The 18,006-nt window shown below is 65.8% G+C and carries 17 protein-coding genes and 1 pseudogene; 6 read left to right on the top strand and 12 right to left on the bottom strand.

All coding sequences use genetic code 11. The features are described from left to right. A partial coding sequence (locus ACYPXD_RS15090) for an MFS transporter (protein ID WP_459712596.1) occupies positions 1 to 646 on the top strand: 646 nt, incomplete at its 5' end. A 131-nt stretch (positions 647 to 777) separates the two neighbouring features. Here ACYPXD_RS15090 and ACYPXD_RS15095 read toward each other — a convergent pair. Further along, positions 778 to 948 carry a hypothetical protein gene (locus ACYPXD_RS15095; RefSeq protein WP_459712598.1) on the bottom strand — a complete coding sequence of 57 codons (171 nt, stop codon included), beginning with the start codon at positions 946 to 948 and terminating at the stop codon, positions 778 to 780. A 163-nt stretch (positions 949 to 1,111) separates the two neighbouring features. Here ACYPXD_RS15095 and ACYPXD_RS15100 point away from each other — a divergent pair, with 163 nt between their 5' ends. After that, a complete protein-coding gene (locus tag ACYPXD_RS15100; protein WP_459712601.1) occupies positions 1,112 to 1,342 on the top strand; it encodes a hypothetical protein in 231 nt (76 codons plus the stop codon). Positions 1,343 to 1,557: 215 nt separating this feature from the next. Here ACYPXD_RS15100 and ACYPXD_RS15105 read toward each other — a convergent pair whose 3' ends face one another. The 3 genes from ACYPXD_RS15105 to ACYPXD_RS15115 all read right to left on the bottom strand — a co-directional run bounded on the left by ACYPXD_RS15105 (position 1,558) and on the right by ACYPXD_RS15115 (position 4,119). Then, entirely contained in the window at positions 1,558 to 2,004 is a 447-nt protein-coding gene (locus ACYPXD_RS15105; protein ID WP_459712603.1) for a hypothetical protein, read from the bottom strand. 136 nt (positions 2,005 to 2,140) lie between these two features. Then, on the bottom strand, positions 2,141 to 3,451 hold the full coding sequence (locus tag ACYPXD_RS15110) for an MFS transporter (protein WP_459712606.1): 1,311 nt from the start codon (positions 3,449 to 3,451) through the stop codon (positions 2,141 to 2,143). Positions 3,452 to 3,687: 236 nt separating this feature from the next. Next, positions 3,688 to 4,119, bottom strand: coding sequence for a PRC-barrel domain-containing protein (locus ACYPXD_RS15115; RefSeq protein WP_459712608.1), 432 nt, complete (start codon positions 4,117 to 4,119; stop codon positions 3,688 to 3,690). 137 nt (positions 4,120 to 4,256) lie between these two features. Here ACYPXD_RS15115 and ACYPXD_RS15120 point away from each other — a divergent pair, with 137 nt between their 5' ends. Further along, entirely contained in the window at positions 4,257 to 4,466 is a 210-nt protein-coding gene (locus ACYPXD_RS15120) for a hypothetical protein (RefSeq protein ID WP_459712610.1), read from the top strand. Positions 4,467 to 4,575: 109 nt separating this feature from the next. On the opposite strand, the gene ACYPXD_RS15125 is transcribed toward ACYPXD_RS15120, so the two are convergent. From ACYPXD_RS15125 to ACYPXD_RS15140, 4 genes are all read right to left on the bottom strand, one after another. Next, positions 4,576 to 5,232: a UdgX family uracil-DNA binding protein gene (locus ACYPXD_RS15125; protein WP_459712613.1), complete on the bottom strand. Its 657-nt coding sequence runs from the start codon at positions 5,230 to 5,232 to the stop codon at positions 4,576 to 4,578. Positions 5,233 to 5,246: 14 nt separating this feature from the next. Further along, the gene (locus ACYPXD_RS15130) at positions 5,247 to 5,855 is read right to left on the bottom strand and encodes a DUF4142 domain-containing protein (protein WP_459712615.1); all 609 of its coding nucleotides are present in this window, start codon (positions 5,853 to 5,855) and stop codon (positions 5,247 to 5,249) included. A 74-nt stretch (positions 5,856 to 5,929) separates the two neighbouring features. Then, positions 5,930 to 6,442, bottom strand: a complete 513-nt coding sequence (locus ACYPXD_RS15135; protein ID WP_459712617.1) for a PRC-barrel domain-containing protein — start codon at positions 6,440 to 6,442, stop codon at positions 5,930 to 5,932. 349 nt (positions 6,443 to 6,791) lie between these two features. Next, positions 6,792 to 8,393: a methyl-accepting chemotaxis protein gene (locus tag ACYPXD_RS15140; RefSeq protein WP_459712619.1), complete on the bottom strand. Its 1,602-nt coding sequence runs from the start codon at positions 8,391 to 8,393 to the stop codon at positions 6,792 to 6,794. A 275-nt stretch (positions 8,394 to 8,668) separates the two neighbouring features. On the opposite strand from ACYPXD_RS15140, the pseudogene ACYPXD_RS15145 reads away from it, so the two are divergent. Beyond that, positions 8,669 to 8,956 (top strand): annotated as a pseudogene (locus ACYPXD_RS15145) (chemotaxis protein); the annotation flags it as partial. Positions 8,957 to 9,435: 479 nt separating this feature from the next. Continuing rightward, entirely contained in the window at positions 9,436 to 10,008 is a 573-nt protein-coding gene (locus ACYPXD_RS15150; protein WP_459712621.1) for a hypothetical protein, read from the top strand. 195 nt (positions 10,009 to 10,203) lie between these two features. Here ACYPXD_RS15150 and ACYPXD_RS15155 read toward each other — a convergent pair whose 3' ends face one another. Beyond that, positions 10,204 to 11,865 carry a GMC family oxidoreductase gene (locus ACYPXD_RS15155; RefSeq protein WP_459712623.1) on the bottom strand — a complete coding sequence of 554 codons (1,662 nt, stop codon included), beginning with the start codon at positions 11,863 to 11,865 and terminating at the stop codon, positions 10,204 to 10,206. Positions 11,866 to 12,067: 202 nt separating this feature from the next. Between ACYPXD_RS15155 and ACYPXD_RS15160 the strand changes: the two genes are divergently transcribed. Next, positions 12,068 to 13,300, top strand: coding sequence for a GAF domain-containing protein (locus ACYPXD_RS15160; protein ID WP_459712625.1), 1,233 nt, complete (start codon positions 12,068 to 12,070; stop codon positions 13,298 to 13,300). 98 nt (positions 13,301 to 13,398) lie between these two features. On the opposite strand, the gene ACYPXD_RS15165 is transcribed toward ACYPXD_RS15160, so the two are convergent. The 3 genes from ACYPXD_RS15165 to ACYPXD_RS15175 all read right to left on the bottom strand — a co-directional run bounded on the left by ACYPXD_RS15165 (position 13,399) and on the right by ACYPXD_RS15175 (position 17,844). After that, positions 13,399 to 14,427 carry a glycosyltransferase family 2 protein gene (locus tag ACYPXD_RS15165; RefSeq protein ID WP_459712627.1) on the bottom strand — a complete coding sequence of 343 codons (1,029 nt, stop codon included), beginning with the start codon at positions 14,425 to 14,427 and terminating at the stop codon, positions 13,399 to 13,401. A 149-nt stretch (positions 14,428 to 14,576) separates the two neighbouring features. Beyond that, positions 14,577 to 16,232, bottom strand: coding sequence for an efflux transporter outer membrane subunit (locus ACYPXD_RS15170; RefSeq protein WP_459712630.1), 1,656 nt, complete (start codon positions 16,230 to 16,232; stop codon positions 14,577 to 14,579). A 13-nt stretch (positions 16,233 to 16,245) separates the two neighbouring features. After that, entirely contained in the window at positions 16,246 to 17,844 is a 1,599-nt protein-coding gene (locus ACYPXD_RS15175) for a DHA2 family efflux MFS transporter permease subunit (protein WP_459713336.1), read from the bottom strand. Positions 17,845 to 18,006: the final 162 nt, after the last annotated feature.

The raw sequence follows: 18,006 nt of genomic DNA on the forward strand, positions 1-18,006 counted from the left end.
AACGGCCGCGAACCGCCAGCGCAGCGACGCGGGCACGCTCGCCGGCATGTGGAAACACAAGCGCGCGTTCCTGACGGTGGTCGGTTTCACGGCCGGCGGCTCGCTGATCTTCTACACGTTCACGACGTATATGCAGAAGTACCTCGTGAACACGGCAGGCATGCATGCGAAGACCGCGAGCAACGTGATGACCGCGGCGCTCTTCGTCTACATGCTGATGCAGCCGGTGTTCGGTGCGCTGTCGGATCGCATCGGCCGCCGTCAGTCGATGATCCTGTTCGGCTTCTTCGCGACGATCGGCACGGTGCCGCTGCTGCATGCGCTCAAGGACGTGACGAGCCCGTATATGGCATTCGTGCTCGTCGTGGTGGCGCTGGCGATCGTGAGCTTCTACACGTCGATCAGCGGGCTCATCAAGGCGGAGATGTTTCCGCCCGAAGTGCGCGCGCTGGGCGTGGGGCTTTCCTATGCAGTGGCCAATGCGATCTTCGGCGGCTCGGCCGAGTATGTCGCGCTGTGGCTTAAACAGGCGGGCAGCGAGTCGATGTTCTATTGGTACGTGACGGTGCTGTGTGCGATCGCGGGGCTCGTGTCGCTCCGCATGCGTGATCCGTCGAAGGTTGGGTACTTGCGCGACGAGCCTTGATGTAACGTCGCCCTGCTTGACTCAAGCGGTGCGACGGCGTCGTGCGCGCATCACGCGCGAAACGCGCCATATGAACGAACGGCGCGAACGGCGGCCATGCGTTTATGCGTGCCGCCGTTTTTTACATGCGTTCAGCCCACCGGCGTTTCACCTTCGCCCGGCTTCTTACCCGGCTTGTCCGATGGTGCCTGCTGACGGTTCTGATCGTTCCGTTCGGGCATCTTGCTCTTTTCGTTATCGTTGTGCTTCGGCTGCGTCGGATGCTCGATGTCGCCGCCTGGCTGCCTGGTCGTCTGATTCATCTGGCTGCTCCCTGGATTGCCGTAGGTGACAACGGATCAGCAAATAGCGGTCCCGCGCCAATGCTTCGCGAACCGCGGATAAGCTTTTGCTAGACTCGAATTCCGGCCCGCTGCCTGGTGTGCTGCCCGAGACCCGTGCCGCCGGTTCCAGAGGAGACTCACGATGACAAGAATCGCATTCGAAGACTTCGAGCGGCGCGTTGTCGAGCGCCATCTGATCAAAGGGCACGTGTACGAGAACGCATCGGCGCTCGTCGAGCGCGCGAATGCGTGGATCGCGGAACGCGGGGTCGACGTGATTAATGTGGAGAGCCTGTCGACGTTCGGCTCCGGTGACGATACGAGCGTCAGCCATTGGTACTCGGGCATTCGCGTCTGGTATCGGGCGCAGTAACAAGCGCAATAACAAGCGCAATAAGGGGCCGCGCAGTAACCGGCCGAAGCAGCCGCGCGGAATCGGCCGGCAAAACGAGCGAGCGAAGCGATCGTACGCATTGGAGCGAAGCGATCAAATGCGCGCATCGCGCAAAACGACCGCAGCAATCGCGCGCAACAATGGTCCGCGGCAATGGACGCGCAGAATCAGCCGCAACGCGCGCTTTCCCGCTTCTATTTACCGGACACCACCAGCTTGAGCTTGTTCGCGCCGGCCGTCGTCGCCGTGATTTGCGTACGGGCGTCGCGCGCACCGACATAGAAATGCTGCCGCGCGGGCGAATTCACGTCATGCGTCGCGTCCGGCAGGCACGCCGCGATATCGGCCGCGATCGCCTGCAGTGCGGACGCGCTCGACCCGGCGTCGCCATGCGGCGTCCATGTGCATTGATAGCTCGCGTGCGAGCCGCTGCATTGCGCATCGTCACCGTACGGTTGCGCGACGCCCTGGCCATCGGCGGGCGACAACTGCGCGAAACCGCCGGGCGCTGCCGCGACGATCCGTTTGAGCGCGGCGCACGGGCTCGGCGCATCGTCGGCGCGCGCAACGGCGGGCACCAGCGCAACCAGCGACACGCCGATCGCGGCGGCGTGGAGGAAGGGCGAACCGCGTGAATTCATCTGCGCCTCCATGTATAAACCGGTGACGCGATCGTCAAGCAGACTTCGTTCCCGGCGCGGCGCCTATCGTCGATTCGCGCCGGTTCGCGCTGGTTCGCGCCGGTTCACACGTGACCCGGCTCAACGCATACCCGCTTCAGCCGGCGCGATGTTCGCCTTCACGCTCGAGCGAACGCGTGCGTTTCAACTCGGGAAACAAGCGCATCCACAGCAGCGCAACCGCGATCGTCGCGATGCCGCCGGCCAGCACCGCGCGCCGCGCGCCCCACCAGCCGGCCGTCACACCCGATTCGAATTCGCCGAGCTGATTGGACGTGCCGATAAAGAGCGAGCTGACGGCGCTGACGCGCCCGAGCATGTCGTCGGGCGTGCGCAACTGCACGAGCGACAGCCGCACGACGACGCTGATCACGTCCGACGCGCCGAGCACCATCAGCGCAAGCAGCGACACGATGTACTGATGCGATAGCCCGAACACGGCCGTCGCGGCGCCGAACACGATCACACCGCAGAACATCGCGAAGCCGGGGCGGTTCTTCAACGGAAAGCGCGCGAGCCATAGCGTGCCGGCGAGCGCACCGACCGCCGACGCCGAGCGCAGCAGGCCCAGGCCGAGCGGCCCCGTGTTCAGGAAATCGCGTGCGAAAACCGGCAGGAGCGCGGTCGCGCCGCCGAACAGCACCGCGAAAAGATCGAGCGACAACGCGCCGAGAATGACCGGCTCCCGGAAAATAAACCGGATGCCCGAGAACACCGATTCGAGCGTGACCGGCGTGCGCGTCACGGGCTTCGCGTGCAGCGGAATGCTCGATACCAGCACCGCCGCCGCCGCGAACGACAGCGCGCAACCGAGATACGCGGGCCCGGCGCCGACGCCGTACAGCAGCCCGCCGAGCGCGGGCCCGACGATCTGCGCGGCCTGGTTCGCGGATGTCGACCATGCGGTCGCGCGCGGCAACTGCGCGCGCGTCACGACGGCCGGCAACAGCGACGCAATCGCGGGCGATTCGAATGCGCGCGCGGCGCCGACGCTCGCGGCCAGCACGTAGATGATCGGCGCATCGATCCAGCCGCCGTAGGTGCCGAGCGCGAAGACCGCGGCGGCCGCGCATTCGATCGTCTGGCACACCGCGGCAATACGCCGCCGGTCGTAGCGGTCGGCGACGTGCCCGACCACGAGCGTCAGCACGAACATCGGCAGAAATTGCGCAAGCCCGACGATGCCGAGCGCGAACGCGCTCTTCGTGAGCGCGTAGATATGCCAGCCCATCGCGACCGCGAGCATCTGGAACGACAGCGACGACAGCACACGCGTACACCAGAAGCGCTGGAATGCGCCGCTTCCCGGCGGCCGTTCGCTCGCGGCGGCAGCGGCAGGCGAAGCCGGGTGAGATCCGGAAGGGTGGTCAGGCCGACTGGGTGAAGCAGATGCTGATGGGTCGTTCATCGCGTTGTTGTTGTGCCGGGCGAAATGGGCGATGCGGCGATGCGGCGTCGGTGCGGCGCGCAGGCGGTTCAAAAATGGACTGCAGCGATTGACTGCAGGTATCGACTCCCCGTCGGCCAAAACGGAGGCTAACGGGGAGGGCGCGCCGGCCGGCGCGCACGAGCGGGGAGTTTAATGGAAGTGACGGCGGGAAACTTACTGCGCGAAACTTACTACGGGAAAGTGACAGCGGAAACTTACTGCGCCGACTGCATCTTCTGCGGCTTCTTCGGCTTATCGACCTTGCTGTACTCGAACGCGGGCGTCCCCTTCAGCGCATCCTTCGTCGCGCCGGGCAGATAGAAGTTGCCGTTTCTCAAATCGAATGCCTGGATCGGCACGGCGACGTTATGCGAGCCGACGCCGAGGAAGCCTCCCGTCGCGATCACCGCCGCCGACAGCGAGCCGTCCGGTGCGATCACGAGATCGAAAATCGAGCCGATTTTCTCGTTCGAATCGTTATAGACCGGCTTGCCGAGGATGCTCTTCTTGGCGCTCCAGCCTTGCAGCAGCGCCTGCGACTGCTGGACGCTGACGCCCAGGGTCTGCGTGCCGGCCACCTGTGCATGGGCATTGGCGGCCGCGGTAAGCACGGCGGCTGCGATCAAGGCTCGGGAAAACGCTTTCATATCGACTCCTTTTTTAGTAAGCCCGGGTTGGGCGAAAGCAACAAAAAGACCTGCTGAGCGGTACCCTAGGGAAACCCCTAGGTAAAAACCCTTATTTGAGATAGAATGACGATGCTTGCCAAAAATTGAGAATCGTCATGCCGCACCCGTATCAGGTACTTGAAAAGATTGCATTTTCGTTGGTCGTGCTGTCCGCCGTCGTCTGTTCCTCGTTTATCGCGTATGAAAGCAGCCCCGAGTTGCAAAACGCGGTCGCCGTGACGAAGAGCCTCGACTGGACCGCCAACTACGCGGCTGTCTGCGTCTCTCCCACGACGAGCCCGTGCACCGAATTCCCGGGCGACTGAGTCTTCATTTCGTAACAATCCGCTACCGTACACGGTCGGACGCGATTTTGCAGTAAGGGTCGGGCGGGGTAAAGAAGGCGCACGCGGGCGTGCAGGCAGCAGCCGAGCCTCAGCGCCAGTGCTTCGCCGCATCGTGTGCAAGCTGGCCAGCCTGCTGCAGCGCTTTGACGATATCCGCATGGACGCGCTCGCGCGTGGCGCGATCCGGCGCGCGCAGCGCGAACGACGGGTGCCAGGTCGGCACGATATGGCGTCCGCCATGCTCGAGCACCTTGCCGATCACCTCCCGCAGCACGGCATGGCGCGTTTCGAGCACAGCCGTCAACGCGGTGGCGCCGAGCGCCACCACAACGACCGGTTCGACCGTCGACAATTCCTTTTGCAGCCAGTAGCGACAGGCCGCGATCTCCCGCTGCGCGGGCGTCTTGTGCATGCGCCGTTTGCCGCGCGGTTCCCACTTGAAGTGCTTGACCGCGTTCGTCACGAAGACGTCCGTGCGTTTTACGCCCGCTTTATCGAGCGCATCGTCGAGCAGTTGCCCGGCCGGCCCGACAAAGGGTTTGCCCGCGCGGTCCTCGCTGTCGCCAGGCTGTTCGCCGACCATCATGATCGGCGCATGGCGCGGCCCCGCGCCGGGGACCGCCTGCGTCGCGTCGTGCCACAGCGCGCAGCGGCGGCACGCATCGAGGCGCGCCGGCTGTTGTTGCGGGTCGACCTCGGGCGAATCGCCGCCGTTGTCCCCACCCGCGTCTGCGTGGCTGGCCACGTCAGAAAACCACGTTACTCGCCGGCCATCACGTTTTTCTTCTTCGCGAGCTCCTGGGCCATCGCGTAATGGTGCTGTATCGTCGGCAAGGCCTTTTGCGCGGTCTTCTTCAGGCTCGCGTCCTGGCCGTTCTGCGCCTCGTCCTGGAACGCGGCGATCGCATCCTTGTGGCCTTGCACGCCGAACTTGCTGATATACGCCGAATCGAAGTCGCTGCCCTTGAGCGAGCGGATGCTATCGAGCGCCGACGTGTCCGCGTCCTTCGGTACATCGACGCCATGCGGCACAGCCGCCTTCAGCTGCATCGCGAGCTTCGTATGATCGGCGATCATGTGCGTGGCGAACGCCTTCACGCTCTTGTCGTTCGACTGACGCATCGCGAGTTTCGCCGCGTCAATTTCCGTTGTGCCCGCAACGGCCGCCGTATGCACGAACTGACGATCGGTGTCCGAGAGCGCCTGCGCACCGTTCCCCGGCGCAGTAGCCGGGTTTTCGGCGGCGTTTTGCGTGGTGTTTTGCGGCGCGTTTTGCGCGTGGGCGGCATTCGCGCCCATGGCGAGCGGTGCGATCGTCATAGCGGCCGCAATGAGCGCGGCCTCGAAGCTTGCCTGTCGTGACTTCATGAAACCTCCCAACGGTGTTTTCAGTGTTGATGTATGCGGCATCGACATCGGCATGCGCAGCATGGTGCGTTCGATTAACGCCGCAACTCCCCGCGTCCGCCTTCGAGCACGTCGCCCATTTCGCCGAGCGGGTCCGCGAGCGGATCGTGCAGCGCGCCGCGACCGCCCCAGTACGGCTCGCTGCCGTAATACGCGTGAACCGTCGCTGCCCAGCCGGCGTCCGTCATCGCGGGCCACTGGTCCTGATCGAAGCCCGGCGCATCTTTGACACGCGACGCATCGACGTTCAGCACGAAGCAGGTGCGGCCGGTGTCGAGCGTGAGCGCATTCCATGGAATCGCGAACAGCCGGTCGCCGATGCCGAGAAAGCCGCCGCTCGACATCACGACGTACGCCACGCGTCCCGAGCGCACGTCGAGCATGATGTCCTTCACCTTGCCGGCCGTTTCGCCGTCGGCGGTGAGCACCTTGTTGCCTTGGAGCGTCGCGGACGCCACCAGATCGGGGCCTGGGCCCGCGGCCGTCACGGATCCCTTGCCGGCGATGCGCACGCCAGCATGGCTGCCCGGTTCGTTGAGCATGGTCATGATGTGCCTCCCTTCCTTCGGTTACGGGTTGCCTCGGGGATGGCGCCGCGCGGGCGCTGGCGCTGGCGCGCCGGTTGTGCCCCGCGCATCGCTTGAGCGGCCATCGTCGTTCCCTGCCAGCCGGTTGCGGGCAATGGCTATACCGCGTGAACGTGCAAGCGGTATGCCCAGATGGGCCGACAGCGGGTCGGGCCGCATGGCAGGGCAGAGGAGAGTCGTGGAAGGAGGGTGTGCAAAAAAAGGCGCCCGCGGTATGGACGAAGCCGCGGGCGATAACGTATTCGATAAGGTCTGCGAGTCGATGCCGCAGAAGCGCTCCATGAGCGGCAGACGAGCCGCAAACGAGCGGCTAGGCGGGCACCATCGCCCGCGCCCGCACCGGCGCCGCGCGTACGGCCGTCGCATGCACACCGGTATCGTCCGCGAGCTTGAACACCGAAACCGCGTCGCGCAACGCGCGCGCCTGATCCTCGAGCGAGGCGGCCGCCGCGCTGGCCTGCTCGACGAGCGCGGCGTTCTGCTGCGTGACTTCATCCATCTGCGTGACCGCATGCGACACCTGGTCGATGCCGTTGGTCTGCTCATGCGTCGCGGCCGCGATTTCGCCCATGATGTCGGTCACGCGCTTCACCGAGCCGATGATTTCCGTCATCGTCGCGCCGGCCTCGCCGACCAGCGTCGTACCGACCTTCACGCGCTCGACCGACTGTTCGATCAACTGCTTGATTTCCTTGGCGGCGCTCGACGAACGCTGCGCGAGGCTGCGCACTTCGGCCGCGACGACCGCGAAGCCGCGACCCTGTTCGCCGGCGCGCGCTGCTTCGACGGCCGCGTTGAGCGCGAGAATATTCGTCTGGAACGCAATGCCTTCGATGATGCTGATGATGTCGTTGATGCGGCTCGAGCTTTCGTCGATGCCGGTCATCGTCTGCACGACGCGCTGCACGACGTCGCTGCCCTTATCCGCGGTGCCGGACGCGGCCGTCGACATGTTCGCCGCTTCGCGCACGTTGTCGGCGTTCTGCTTCACGGTGCCGGACAGTTGTTCCATGCTCGCCGCGGTTTCCTGCAGCGACGCGGCCTGCTCCTCGGTGCGCGCGGACAGGTCCAGATTGCCCGCCGCCACTTCGCGCGTCGCGGTGGCGATCGCATCGCTGCCCTTGCGCACGGTGCGCACCGTATGCGCAAGACTGTCGCGCATCTTCGCGAGGCCCGCCATCAGTTGGCCCATTTCGTCGCGTGACATGACCTCGACGCGGTGCGTGAGGTCGCCGGCCGCGATGTACTCGAAATGCGACAGCGCCGATTCGAGCGGCCGCGAGATCGCGCTGCGCAGGTTATGCCAGCTGTAAAGGGCGGCCAGCACGCCCAGCACGATGGCCCCGATGATCACGCCGCGAAACAGCGTGAAGCCGCGCTGCTGCGTTTCATAGTCGTCCCTGGCGGTGGCGAATTGATAGTGGCGCAGCTTTTCGCCGGCCGTGTTCAAAGCGGCATACAGGTCGTTGTTCGCCAGACCCGCTTTCGTGATCTCGTCCTTGTTGCCGCTGCGCAGCGCCGCGACATAGTCGTCGAGGCCTTTGTCCATCGCGGTACGCGTGCGGACCACTTCCTGCGTGAGCCGGTCTTCGTCGGCGCTGCGCGGCAGCGCGAGATATTTGTCCCACAACGCATGCGACTGCTTCGCGAAACCCTGCGACTTGGTGATGATGCTTTCGAGTTCCGGCGAGGTCGGGTCCATCGCGGCGCGCAGCAGCGCGGCCCGCTGACGGGTCAGCACGATCTCCGAATCGCCGATATAGACCACGCGCGGCAGCTTGTTGCTATAGGTCTCGCGATTCGCGTCGTTGCTGCTCGACATGCCGGTCAGTCCCAATAGGCCGACGAACGATAACAGACAGCCGAGCACGAGCATCGCGATGGCGAGGCGCATCCTGATCGATATTTTCATGTGGTCTAGGTCTCCAGCGTTGCTTCGACGTGCACAACGTGTGAAGAAGTGCACGGGACATGGTTGTTCTTATTCGGGGTAAACGGCTTACACGAAGCCGAACTTTAGGTATGCAGTCGAATGGTGTTTTCGCGGACGCTCACATGCTGGGATGCGATCGGGACGCTGTATGCGCGATGAATTATTTCGCGCGCGGCGCCGGTCGCCGTACCGGGCGATCCGCGGAACGGTTATTGCGGCCGTGTTGTGCGAACAACCGTCCCAAGGAGTTATTCATGACCAGCACGCTCGATCCAGACGAAGGCGAACCGCAAGTCATCAAGGAAACCGCGAATACGACCGGCACGCTCGGCCCCAGCGACTCCTCCGACAGCGGCAGCGACGTGGCGGGGGCAAAGCGCCACGACTTCGACCGCGATACCGAACTCGACAATCACGCGCTTGAAACCGGTGACAGCGAACTGGCAAGCGATACCGATCGCGCCGGTACCGGCGAACGCGCGGCGGCCGATGGCGATTCGACCCTCGACGAAAACAGCGATATCGATGTCGACCGCGTCGACGACCCTTATCAGCGCGACCGCGACGAAGCCGTCGCGGACCCAACGCTTGCCGGCGAGCGACTCGCAAACAGGGCGGCCGACGAGGGCGAAGAAGAGGAGGCCGACGATCAAGCCGGCGACGATTCCGCCGAGGAATCGGGCAGCCGCGCAGGTAATCGCGCTGGCAGCCGCGGGACCGCGGATAAACGTTGAACGAATGCGGCCAGTCGCGAATCGCCGCACAGCGCGTTTGCGGGTCCGACAGGAGCGGCGGCCGGTGCTATACCTGAGGTATCGGCTGCGCGCCGATTCCACAGGGACGGCACGCGCCGCTGCGCCACCGGCCGCGGGCGTGCGACTTGCTTCGCAGTGATCGTACGGACGACGCAAACCCGGCGGTCTGCCCCGGCGGTCTGCCCCGACGGTCTGCCGAACCCAGGCCGATCTCACCGCGCCGCAGCCGGCATTTTCAACACTGTGGCGTTGAACAAGGAGGCATCATGTCGCTGATCGTTGCCGCACGTTTCACCACGTTTCCGGCCGCCGAATCGGCCGCCGAACGACTCTTCAGCCAGGGCTACGTCGAAGAGGACGTCTCGCTCTTTTTCGTCAATCCACGCGGGCAGCACGCGCGTTACCCGATAGGCGGCGATGCCAACAAGGACGCCGCATCGACCGATGCGCCGAAAGGCGCGGGCCTCGGCGTCACGCTTGGCGCCGTGGCCGGTGCGGTCGTCGGCGTCGGCATCTTTGCCGCGTTTTCCGCGCCGCTGCTCGTGTCGTTGATCGCGGCCGGCGTCGGCGCCTATGTCGGCTCGCTTATCGGCGCGATGTCGCTGACGCGCGGCGGCGGCAAACATCAGCACGAGGAACGCGTGCATCACGAGATGCGCGACTCGGGCGTGCTGCTCGCCGTGCACGTGACGCCCGAAACGCAGACTGCCGCCGCGCAAACGCTGCGCGAAGCGGGCGGCGTCGAGATCGAGCGCGCGACGGGCCGCTGGCAACATGGGAAATGGGCCGATTTCGACCCGACACGCGCGCCGGTCCAACTCGACGAAAGCCGGGCCTGAAGCGGGCGAAAGCGGACGCGCACGCGGAAAAGCGCAAGCGCGCGTAGGGATGCGCGCTGCGACTCCTGCGCGCCGGCGCCGCCCCCTGCCCGTGCAAGCAGCGATGTAAGCAGCGGCGCGGGCAGCGGCCCATCGCGCGCGCGTTTGACGAGCGATTGCGCGAGCGAACCGTGCCACCCGTCACGGGCGCGCATGTCAGCGGCGCGCCTGCGGTGCTGCAGGCGTGGCGGCGGGCGATGCGGCAAGCGCATGTTCGGCCGCGATCAGATCCGCTGCGCGCTCGCCGATCACCACGCACGGCGCCATGGTGTTGCCGCTCGTGATTTCCGGCATGATCGACGCGTCGGCGACGCGCAGGTTGTCGATACCGAGCACCTTGAGCCGTGCATCGACGACCGACATCTCATCGCGTCCCATCTTCGCCGTGCCGCACTGATGCCAGTAGGTGATGGCCGCATTGCGCGCGAAATTCCGCAACGCGGCGGCATCGAGCTTGCCCGGCAGCCGCTCGCGGCTGACCAGACCGGCAAACGCGTGGCTATTTCCCAATTCGCGGCACAGTTCGATATTTTCGAGGCCGCTCGCGAGATCGTCGGGATGCGACAGCGTGTTCGCGTGAATCAGCACCGGGTCTTCGATATCGGCGCCTGACAGCTGTACCCGCCCGCGGCTTTTCGGATGCGCGAGGCCGGCGAACATCGACCAGCCGTGCTCGGGCAGGCCGAGCATCGCGGTTTCGGCGCTGGTAACCGGAAATTCGAGCTGGCAGTGGAACATGTCGGGCACCGCGAGGCGCGCGTCGCTCGACCAGTAAAGCGTGGCCTCCGAGCCCATGTTGGAGACGCGTTGCGGCTCGCGGTATTCGAACACGCAGCCGAACGCTACGTGATCCTGATGGTTATGGCCGACCCCGGCCAATCGTTGAACCACGGGAATACCGTGTCGCGTCAGTTCGTCTTCCGGGCCGATCCCCGATAGCATCAGCACTTTCGGCGTATTGATCGCGCCGAGCGACAGGATCACTTCACGTTCCGCGTAAAAGCTGCGCCGCGCGCCGCCTGCGACGACTTCGACGCCGACCGCGGTGGTGCCGCGCAGAATGACCTTGCTGACGAGCGTGCCCGTCATGATCGTCAGATTCGATGGCGCGGTTTTCGGGTCGCCGATATACGAACGGAAAATGGACTGGCGCCGTCCGTCGTGCACGATCAGATCGTTGATGGCGGCGCCGCCGCGTCCCTCCATCATCACGCCGTTCGGGCTGTCGAAGGTCGGCAGGCCGAGCGAACGCGCCGCGTCGACGAGTGCATAGGCGGTCGGCGTCGGGTCGGCCGACGGCTCGACGTGCACCGGGCCGCCGGCGCCGCGCCGTAGCGGATCCTGCGCGCCTTGCCAGTCCTCGATGCGACGGTACAGGCCGAGCACCGCTTCATAGCCCCAGGCCGGGTCGCCGGCCTCGGCCGCGAAACGCTCCCAGTCGTTCTTGTGGCCGCGCGCCCAGACGCCGACATTGATGCTCGAGCCGCCGCCGAGCACCTTGCCCATGTTCAGCGGAATCGCGCGGCCGTTCAGATGCGGATTCGGCTGCGCGGTAAAGCCCCAGTCGCGCTCGGAGCCGAGGTTCATCGGCCACTGCGCGGGCGTCATCACCTCGGGCACGTCGTCGCTGCCGCCGGCTTCGATCAGCAGCACGCGCACATGCGGGTTGGCGGCGAGGCGCGCGGCAACCACCGAGCCGGCCGGTCCCGCGCCGCAGACGATGAAGTCGTAATGATCGGAAGTGTCCTGCGCGGGGCGATCGGCAGCGGCCGATGCCGCAGAGCCGCCGTTCGCTGTATTCGGATAAAGATGGTTCATTGGCTCACCGGTCGGAACGTCAGAGGAGTTTCTGAATGCGGGACGTCGCTTTTGCGTTCAGGAGCAAGACGACACGGTAGAGACTATCAAATCTATCAAATTTGCCAAATATAATTGAAATTTATTGAGATAGTTGTCATAGTGAAAGTGAGCCGGGGCTCGATGCGGCGAAATCACTGCGATCCCTGCACAATCCAGAACTATGGAAAACGACGTACTCACCACGACAGAAGCCGCGCGGCTGATGGGCGTATCGGTTCGCACCGCCCAGTTGCTGATCGAGGGCGGCACGCTGCGCTCATGGAAGACACCGGGCGGGCACCGGCGCGTTTATCGCGCGGACGTGCTTGCGTTCGTTGCGCGGCAAGACGAAACGCCCGACGCGTTCAATTCCGCGCGCGTCGTGCTGGTCGCGCCGCAGGCGCATGTCGCGCGCTGCGTCGAATGGTTATCCGCGGTGAAAGGGTGCACGGTCGATGCGTACAGCGACACGCAGGAGGCGGCGTTTGCGATCGGCTTGCGCTTGCCGGCGGTGGTCGTCGTCGATCTGCGCGACGCTGCTGAGGGCGAGCAAGGCGAGCGCGGCGATGCGGGGGCGATAGGGGAAAAGCGTTCTGGCCGTCAGGGCGCGGGTGAACGCGGCAACCGCGCGCGCGGCGATTGGGACGAGCGCGCCGCGCTGGTCGCGCGGATTGCGGCGCAGCCGGCGCTCGGCGCATCGCGCATCGTCATTTTGGGCGGCGATGCCGGTGGACGGCATGGCACAGACGCAAAAACGGACGCCAACGCCGCCACGAAAATCACGCGCGTCGAACACGAGCCGGCGCTGCCGGCGGCCGTGCGCAATCTGTTGCGCGACCGCGATGCTGGCGTGGGCCCACCCGATCCCGACGCGAGCTATCCGGTTGCGCCGAACGAAGCGCAGCGCCTCGTCGCACTTGAACGCGCGGGCTTCGTGGACACGCCGCCCGAGGACGCCTTCGACCGCCTGACGTGGCTCGCCAGCCGCGCGCTGAATGCGCCGATCGCGCTGCTGACGGTGCTGACCGCGCAACGCCAGTGGTTCAAGTCGCGCCACGGCCTCGAAGGCTTCACGGAAACGCCGCGCAGCTGGGCGCTGTGCAACTACACGATCCTGCAGCGCGACCTGCTCGTCGCATCGAACCTCGCCGACGATCCCCGCTTCGCAGACAATCCGGCCGTGGCTGGCGGCCCGTGCTTCCGTTTCTATGCGGGCGCGCCGGTCGTCGATCAGGACGGGTTCGCGATCGGCTCGCTCTGCGTGATGGACTACGAGCCGCGCACGCTCGACGAACCGGCACGCGAGACACTGGCCGCGCTGGCGGCGATTGCGTCCAACGAATTGCGCCTGCGCGCGACCGACCGGCAATTGCGCTGGGCGCTCGACGCATTGAGCCGGCGGCAGAAGGGATGAGAAGCGCGGGATGACAAGCGCGGGTCACAAACCAGGCGACAAACCAGGCGACAAACGGGCCGGCAAGCGAGGTGACAAGCGCATTGCCGCGCCAATCATCAATGGTCGTGCGAACGCGGCTCGGCCACCGTATGTTTCGCGTGCTGCGTATCGTGCTCGGGTTGCACGCCTTGCGTGAGACGCCGCTCGGCAGCCCGTGCATCGGCGCGCATCGCGAGCACCTGCGCGTTGACCCGGCGGCGCTGGGACAGCGCCCACGGCAGCCCGCCGATCATCGCGGATCCGTCGCGCCACAATGTGCGCGCGTGCGCGAAGGTCGCGAGCGCGCCGCCCGTCGAACGGGCGACGTCGCGCCACGGCAGCCGCATCCACGCGACCCACGCCGCGTTGCGCGCGAGCACGCGTTGCTGCGATGCGTCTTCGTCGAGGCATGCTTCGAGGCGCTTGTCGCCGCGGCGCCGCTCCGGGTTATTCACCGCCGCGTCAGCCATCGAAGCGCCAGCCGCGCGGCGCACGGTCAGTTCGTTGCAATAGGCGATCGCGTGCCCTGCATCGAGCACATCGAGCGCGACGAGCGTTTCCTCTCCGCCGCTGCCGAAGCGTCGCTCATATCCGCCGACCGCCCGAAACACGGCCGTGCGAAACACGCAGGCTCCCGCGATATAGGTCGAGAGCGCCGGCCCCGGACAACCGGCCACGCCGAGCGGGCTCGCGGCCATCAGGCGGCAGCGCGGGTCGAGCGCGCCGCTTTCGCCCGTCATGACGCGCGCATTGAGCACCGCCACCTGCGGCGCGCCGTCGAGCAACTTCACGGCGAGTGCGAGCGAGCCCGGTTCCCACCAGCTGTCGTCGTCGCAGAACGCGACATAGTCGGTGCGCACACACGCAACCGCGCGATTGCGGCCCGCCGCGCCGAGGTCGGCGCCGCACTGGAGCACGCGCACCTGAGGAAACAGCATATCGACGAGCTTGACCGTATCGTCGTGCGAAGCGTTGTCCGCGACGATCACGGGCGGCTGCTCGGGCAAGGACGCGAGGCGCGCCAGCGTGCCCACGAGCTGACCGGCGCGATCGTGCGTCAGGACGACCACGGAAATGCGCGGCAAGGCGGGCGGGCGGCTCTGCATGATCGATCTGCCGATGAGGGGACGACTTTGGCGCGCGACGGCGAGCCGCGCTTCGCTAACCACTCAATTGCCAACGATATACCTGTAAAGCCTTTCGGTGTGTTCTCTTTGCGACGTTGGCGAGGCAATTTGCTTCGGGTTGATGCAAGTCATGGAGTGGCTTGCGGCGTCTCCTCCCACCCGCCGCCCAGCGCCTTGTAGAGCGCAACGAGATCGGTGCCGACCTGCGTCGTGCTTTGCGCATACTGCTGCCGCACCTGCGAAAGCTGCCGTTCCGCGTCGAGCACATTGATGAAGTTCGTCAGCCCTTTCCGGTAGCTTTCGCGCGCGAGGTCGAACGCGTCCTGCTGCGCGGCCGCGCTGCGCTCGAGCGACGTGCGCCGCGTCTGGTCGGTGCGATAAACGGCGAGCGCGTTATCGACGTCGCGCAGCGCGAGCAGCACCGTCTTGCGGTATTCGAGCGCGGCCTCGGCCTGCTGCGCTTTCGACACCTTCAGGTTCGACACGAGCGCGCCGCCCTCGAAAATCGGCAGCGAGACCGACGGCCCGAACGAATAGAACAGATGCGACCAGCGCGCGAGGTCGCTCGCGTGCGTGCCGCGCAGACCGATCTGCCCCGTCAGCGAAATGTCGGGGTAGAACTGCGCGACCGCGACGCCGACGTTCGCGGTTGCCGCATGCAAATCCGCTTCGGCGCGGCGAATGTCGGGACGCCGGCGCGCGAGCGTCGACGGCAAGCCGGCGGCGACGACAGGCGGCACGAGCGGCAGCGCGGCCGGCGTCGAGAGTTCGTCGTCGAGCGCGCCCGGCGGTTCGGCTAGCAGATACGACAGACCATTTAACGCCTGCGCGATCTGCTGCTCGAATTGCGGCAGCTGGGCGCGCGTCGATTCGAGTTGCGCGGCCGCGCTCTGGACGTCCTGCTGGCTCGCGAGGCCCACTTTCGCCTGGCTCTGCGTGAGCGTCAGCACGCCGTTCTGTTCGTCGACAAGGCGCTTTGCGATATCGAGCTGCGCCTGCGCGCCGCGCAACTGCATATAGTCCTGCGCGACTTCGCCCTCGAGCGACAGCAGCGCATCGTTGCGGCTTTCGACCGCCGCTTCGGTCTGCGCATTGGCGGCTTCGACCGAGCGCCGCACGCGGCCGAACAGATCGAGCTCCCACGACGCATCGAAGCCCGCTTGCCATAGATTGATCGGCTGCTCGAGCTGGTTCACGAGATTGCGCGCGCCGTTCTGAACCGTCGCGCCCTGGCCCGGCGCGATCTGGTTGACCGGCGAGCCGGGCGCGCCCAGTTGATCGAGGTTGACGTTTTCGTCGTCGAGAATGCCTTTGACGCCGAGTTGCTCGCGCGTATAGCTGCCGGTCGCGCGTACGTTGGGCAGCCCTTGCGCGGCCACGCCTTGCACCTGCGCGCGCGCTTCCTCGATGCGCAGCACCGCTTCGCGCAGATCCAGATTGCTTTGCGCGGCCCGCGCGATCAGGCGGTCGAGCATCGGATCGTTGAAGGTGCGCCACCAGCGCGGATCCGGGTCCGAGTCTTCGGTCGGGTGCGACGAAACGGCCGTTGCGTCGGGCACTTTCGCGGCGCCGGCACCCGGCTTCGGCGCTTCGCCGTTCGACGTCGCGTCGTTGGCGCGTTGCGGATCGCGCCAATGCGCGGGCTCGTCCTGGCCCAGGCCGTCGGGCGCCTTGAAGTCGGGGCCGACCGCGCAGGCGGTCAATGCCGCGCACAGCAGCAGTGCGGCGATATCGGCGCAAATGCAGGAGCGGATGCGGGAGCAGACGCGCTGCCTCTTTTTCATGTCGACCGTCATATCAATGCGCTCCGCCGCCGGACGCTTTCGCCGGCGAAAAGAAAAACGTGAGCGGAATGCACAGGATGCAAAAGATCGACAGCATCGCGAAGACGTCCACATACGCAAGAATCGTCGCCTGACTCACGAAGGTCTGATAGAGATGTCCGGTCGCGGTTTGCATGGCCTGTGCGCGCGGCTGCCCCACGAAATCCATCACCGATTGCGTGTTTCGCGCGAGCGCGTCGCGGTAGTTCTGCGACAGCGGCGTCATATGCTCGGCGAGGTGCGCCATGCGCGCCTGGCTGCGCTCGCGGATCAGCGCGGTCGAAAGGGAAATGCCGATCGAGCCCGCCACGTTGCGGCACATCGTGAAGATCGCCGACGCATCGTTGTGCAGCCGCTGCGGCACGGTCAGATACGCGAGCGTCGTGATCGGCACGAACAGGAAGCCGATCGCGAGCGATTGCGCGCTGCGCATCTTCACGAGCGTGTCGTAGTCGATATCGGGCGTCAGCGTATGCGCGTAGGCGAGCGCAAGCGCCATCAGCAGGAAGCCGATCGACAGCAGCGAGCGCGTCTGCACATACGGCATCAGCCGGCTGATGATCGGAATCTCCAACGTGATGAGGATCGCGCCCGGCGACAGCACGAGGCCCGCGAGCGTCGCCGTATAGCCGAGCTGCTGTTGCGCGAGCTGCGGCACGAGCACCGCGCTGCCGTACAGAATCACCGCGAAGGCCGCGATCGCCGCGCAGCCGAGCGCAAAGTTGCGGTCCTTCATGCAGCGCAGATCGACCACGGGTTTCTTCGTGTACAGCAGCCACGTGATCGCCCCGCCGATGCCGACCACGGCGAGCACCGCGAACGTGCGGATAACGTTCGAGCCGAACCAGTCGTCGTCTTCGCCGCGGTCGAGCATCACTTGCAAACAGCCGAGGCCGAGCGATATGAGCCCGATGCCGATAAAGTCGATCGACACCTTGCCGGTGCGCTTGCGCTCCCACGGCGGGTCTTCGACGAATTGCATCACGGCGATCGACGTCAGGATGCCGACCGGCACATTGAGCAGAAACACCCAGCGCCACGTGAAGTTATCGGTAATCCATCCGCCGAGCGTCGGCCCGAGCACCGGCGCGACGACGATCGCCACCGCCGAGATCGAAAAGGCGCGGCCGCGCTGCGCGGGCGGAAACGTATCGAGAATGATCGACTGCTGGTTCGGCTGCAGCCCGCCGCCGAAAAAGCCCTGCAGCAGGCGGAACACGATCAGTTGCCCCAGGTTCGTTGCGATGCCGCACAGAAACGAGCAGATCGTAAACGCGATGATGCAGATCACGAAGTAGCGCTTGCGGCCGAGCACGCGGCCGAAGAACGCGGAGATCGGCAGCACGATGCCGTTCGCGACGAGGTACGAGGTCAGGGTCCAGGTCGCTTCGTCGTAGCTCGCCGACATCGTGCCCGCGATATGCGGCAGCGCGACGTTGACGATGGTGGTATCCAGCACTTCCATGAAGGCCGCGAGCGTGACGACGATCGCGATCAGCCACGGGTTCGCGGACGGGCGCCATGTTTCGTCGCGCGCCGGCGCACCGCCTTCGCCGTTGCCGTTTTTGCCCATCCCGGGCGCATTACCGTGGGTCGAACTCATCGGGCGATTGGGTAAGTCGAAGCATCGAGGTTTCCTTGCACATGCGCTGACGTTTGCGCTTGTGCGCGAATAGGTGCAGACGCTTGCGCCGCGGTCAGCACAGCGCAGCGAGTAGACCCAGCGGGTTAGCAA

This window comes from Paraburkholderia sp. 2C (assembly GCF_054589215.1).

What these genes read in the sequence shown, in the direction of transcription:
- ACYPXD_RS15160 (WP_459712625.1), top strand. Translation starts at nt 12,068, where the DNA reads ATGGAAAACGACGTACTCACCACGACAGAAGCCGCGCGGCTGATGGGC.
- ACYPXD_RS15100 (WP_459712601.1), top strand. Translation starts at nt 1,112, where the DNA reads ATGACAAGAATCGCATTCGAAGACTTCGAGCGGCGCGTTGTCGAGCGC.
- ACYPXD_RS15155 (WP_459712623.1), bottom strand. Translation starts at nt 11,865, where the DNA reads ATGAACCATCTTTATCCGAATACAGCGAACGGCGGCTCTGCGGCATCG.
- ACYPXD_RS15150 (WP_459712621.1), top strand. Translation starts at nt 9,436, where the DNA reads ATGTCGCTGATCGTTGCCGCACGTTTCACCACGTTTCCGGCCGCCGAA.
- ACYPXD_RS15110 (WP_459712606.1), bottom strand. Translation starts at nt 3,451, where the DNA reads ATGAACGACCCATCAGCATCTGCTTCACCCAGTCGGCCTGACCACCCT.
- ACYPXD_RS15170 (WP_459712630.1), bottom strand. Translation starts at nt 16,232, where the DNA reads ATGAAAAAGAGGCAGCGCGTCTGCTCCCGCATCCGCTCCTGCATTTGC.
- ACYPXD_RS15165 (WP_459712627.1), bottom strand. Translation starts at nt 14,427, where the DNA reads ATGCAGAGCCGCCCGCCCGCCTTGCCGCGCATTTCCGTGGTCGTCCTG.
- ACYPXD_RS15140 (WP_459712619.1), bottom strand. Translation starts at nt 8,393, where the DNA reads ATGAAAATATCGATCAGGATGCGCCTCGCCATCGCGATGCTCGTGCTC.
- ACYPXD_RS15105 (WP_459712603.1), bottom strand. Translation starts at nt 2,004, where the DNA reads ATGAATTCACGCGGTTCGCCCTTCCTCCACGCCGCCGCGATCGGCGTG.
- ACYPXD_RS15095 (WP_459712598.1), bottom strand. Translation starts at nt 948, where the DNA reads ATGAATCAGACGACCAGGCAGCCAGGCGGCGACATCGAGCATCCGACG.
- ACYPXD_RS15120 (WP_459712610.1), top strand. Translation starts at nt 4,257, where the DNA reads ATGCCGCACCCGTATCAGGTACTTGAAAAGATTGCATTTTCGTTGGTC.
- ACYPXD_RS15130 (WP_459712615.1), bottom strand. Translation starts at nt 5,855, where the DNA reads ATGAAGTCACGACAGGCAAGCTTCGAGGCCGCGCTCATTGCGGCCGCT.
- ACYPXD_RS15115 (WP_459712608.1), bottom strand. Translation starts at nt 4,119, where the DNA reads ATGAAAGCGTTTTCCCGAGCCTTGATCGCAGCCGCCGTGCTTACCGCG.
- ACYPXD_RS15135 (WP_459712617.1), bottom strand. Translation starts at nt 6,442, where the DNA reads ATGACCATGCTCAACGAACCGGGCAGCCATGCTGGCGTGCGCATCGCC.
- ACYPXD_RS15175 (WP_459713336.1), bottom strand. Translation starts at nt 17,844, where the DNA reads ATGGGCAAAAACGGCAACGGCGAAGGCGGTGCGCCGGCGCGCGACGAA.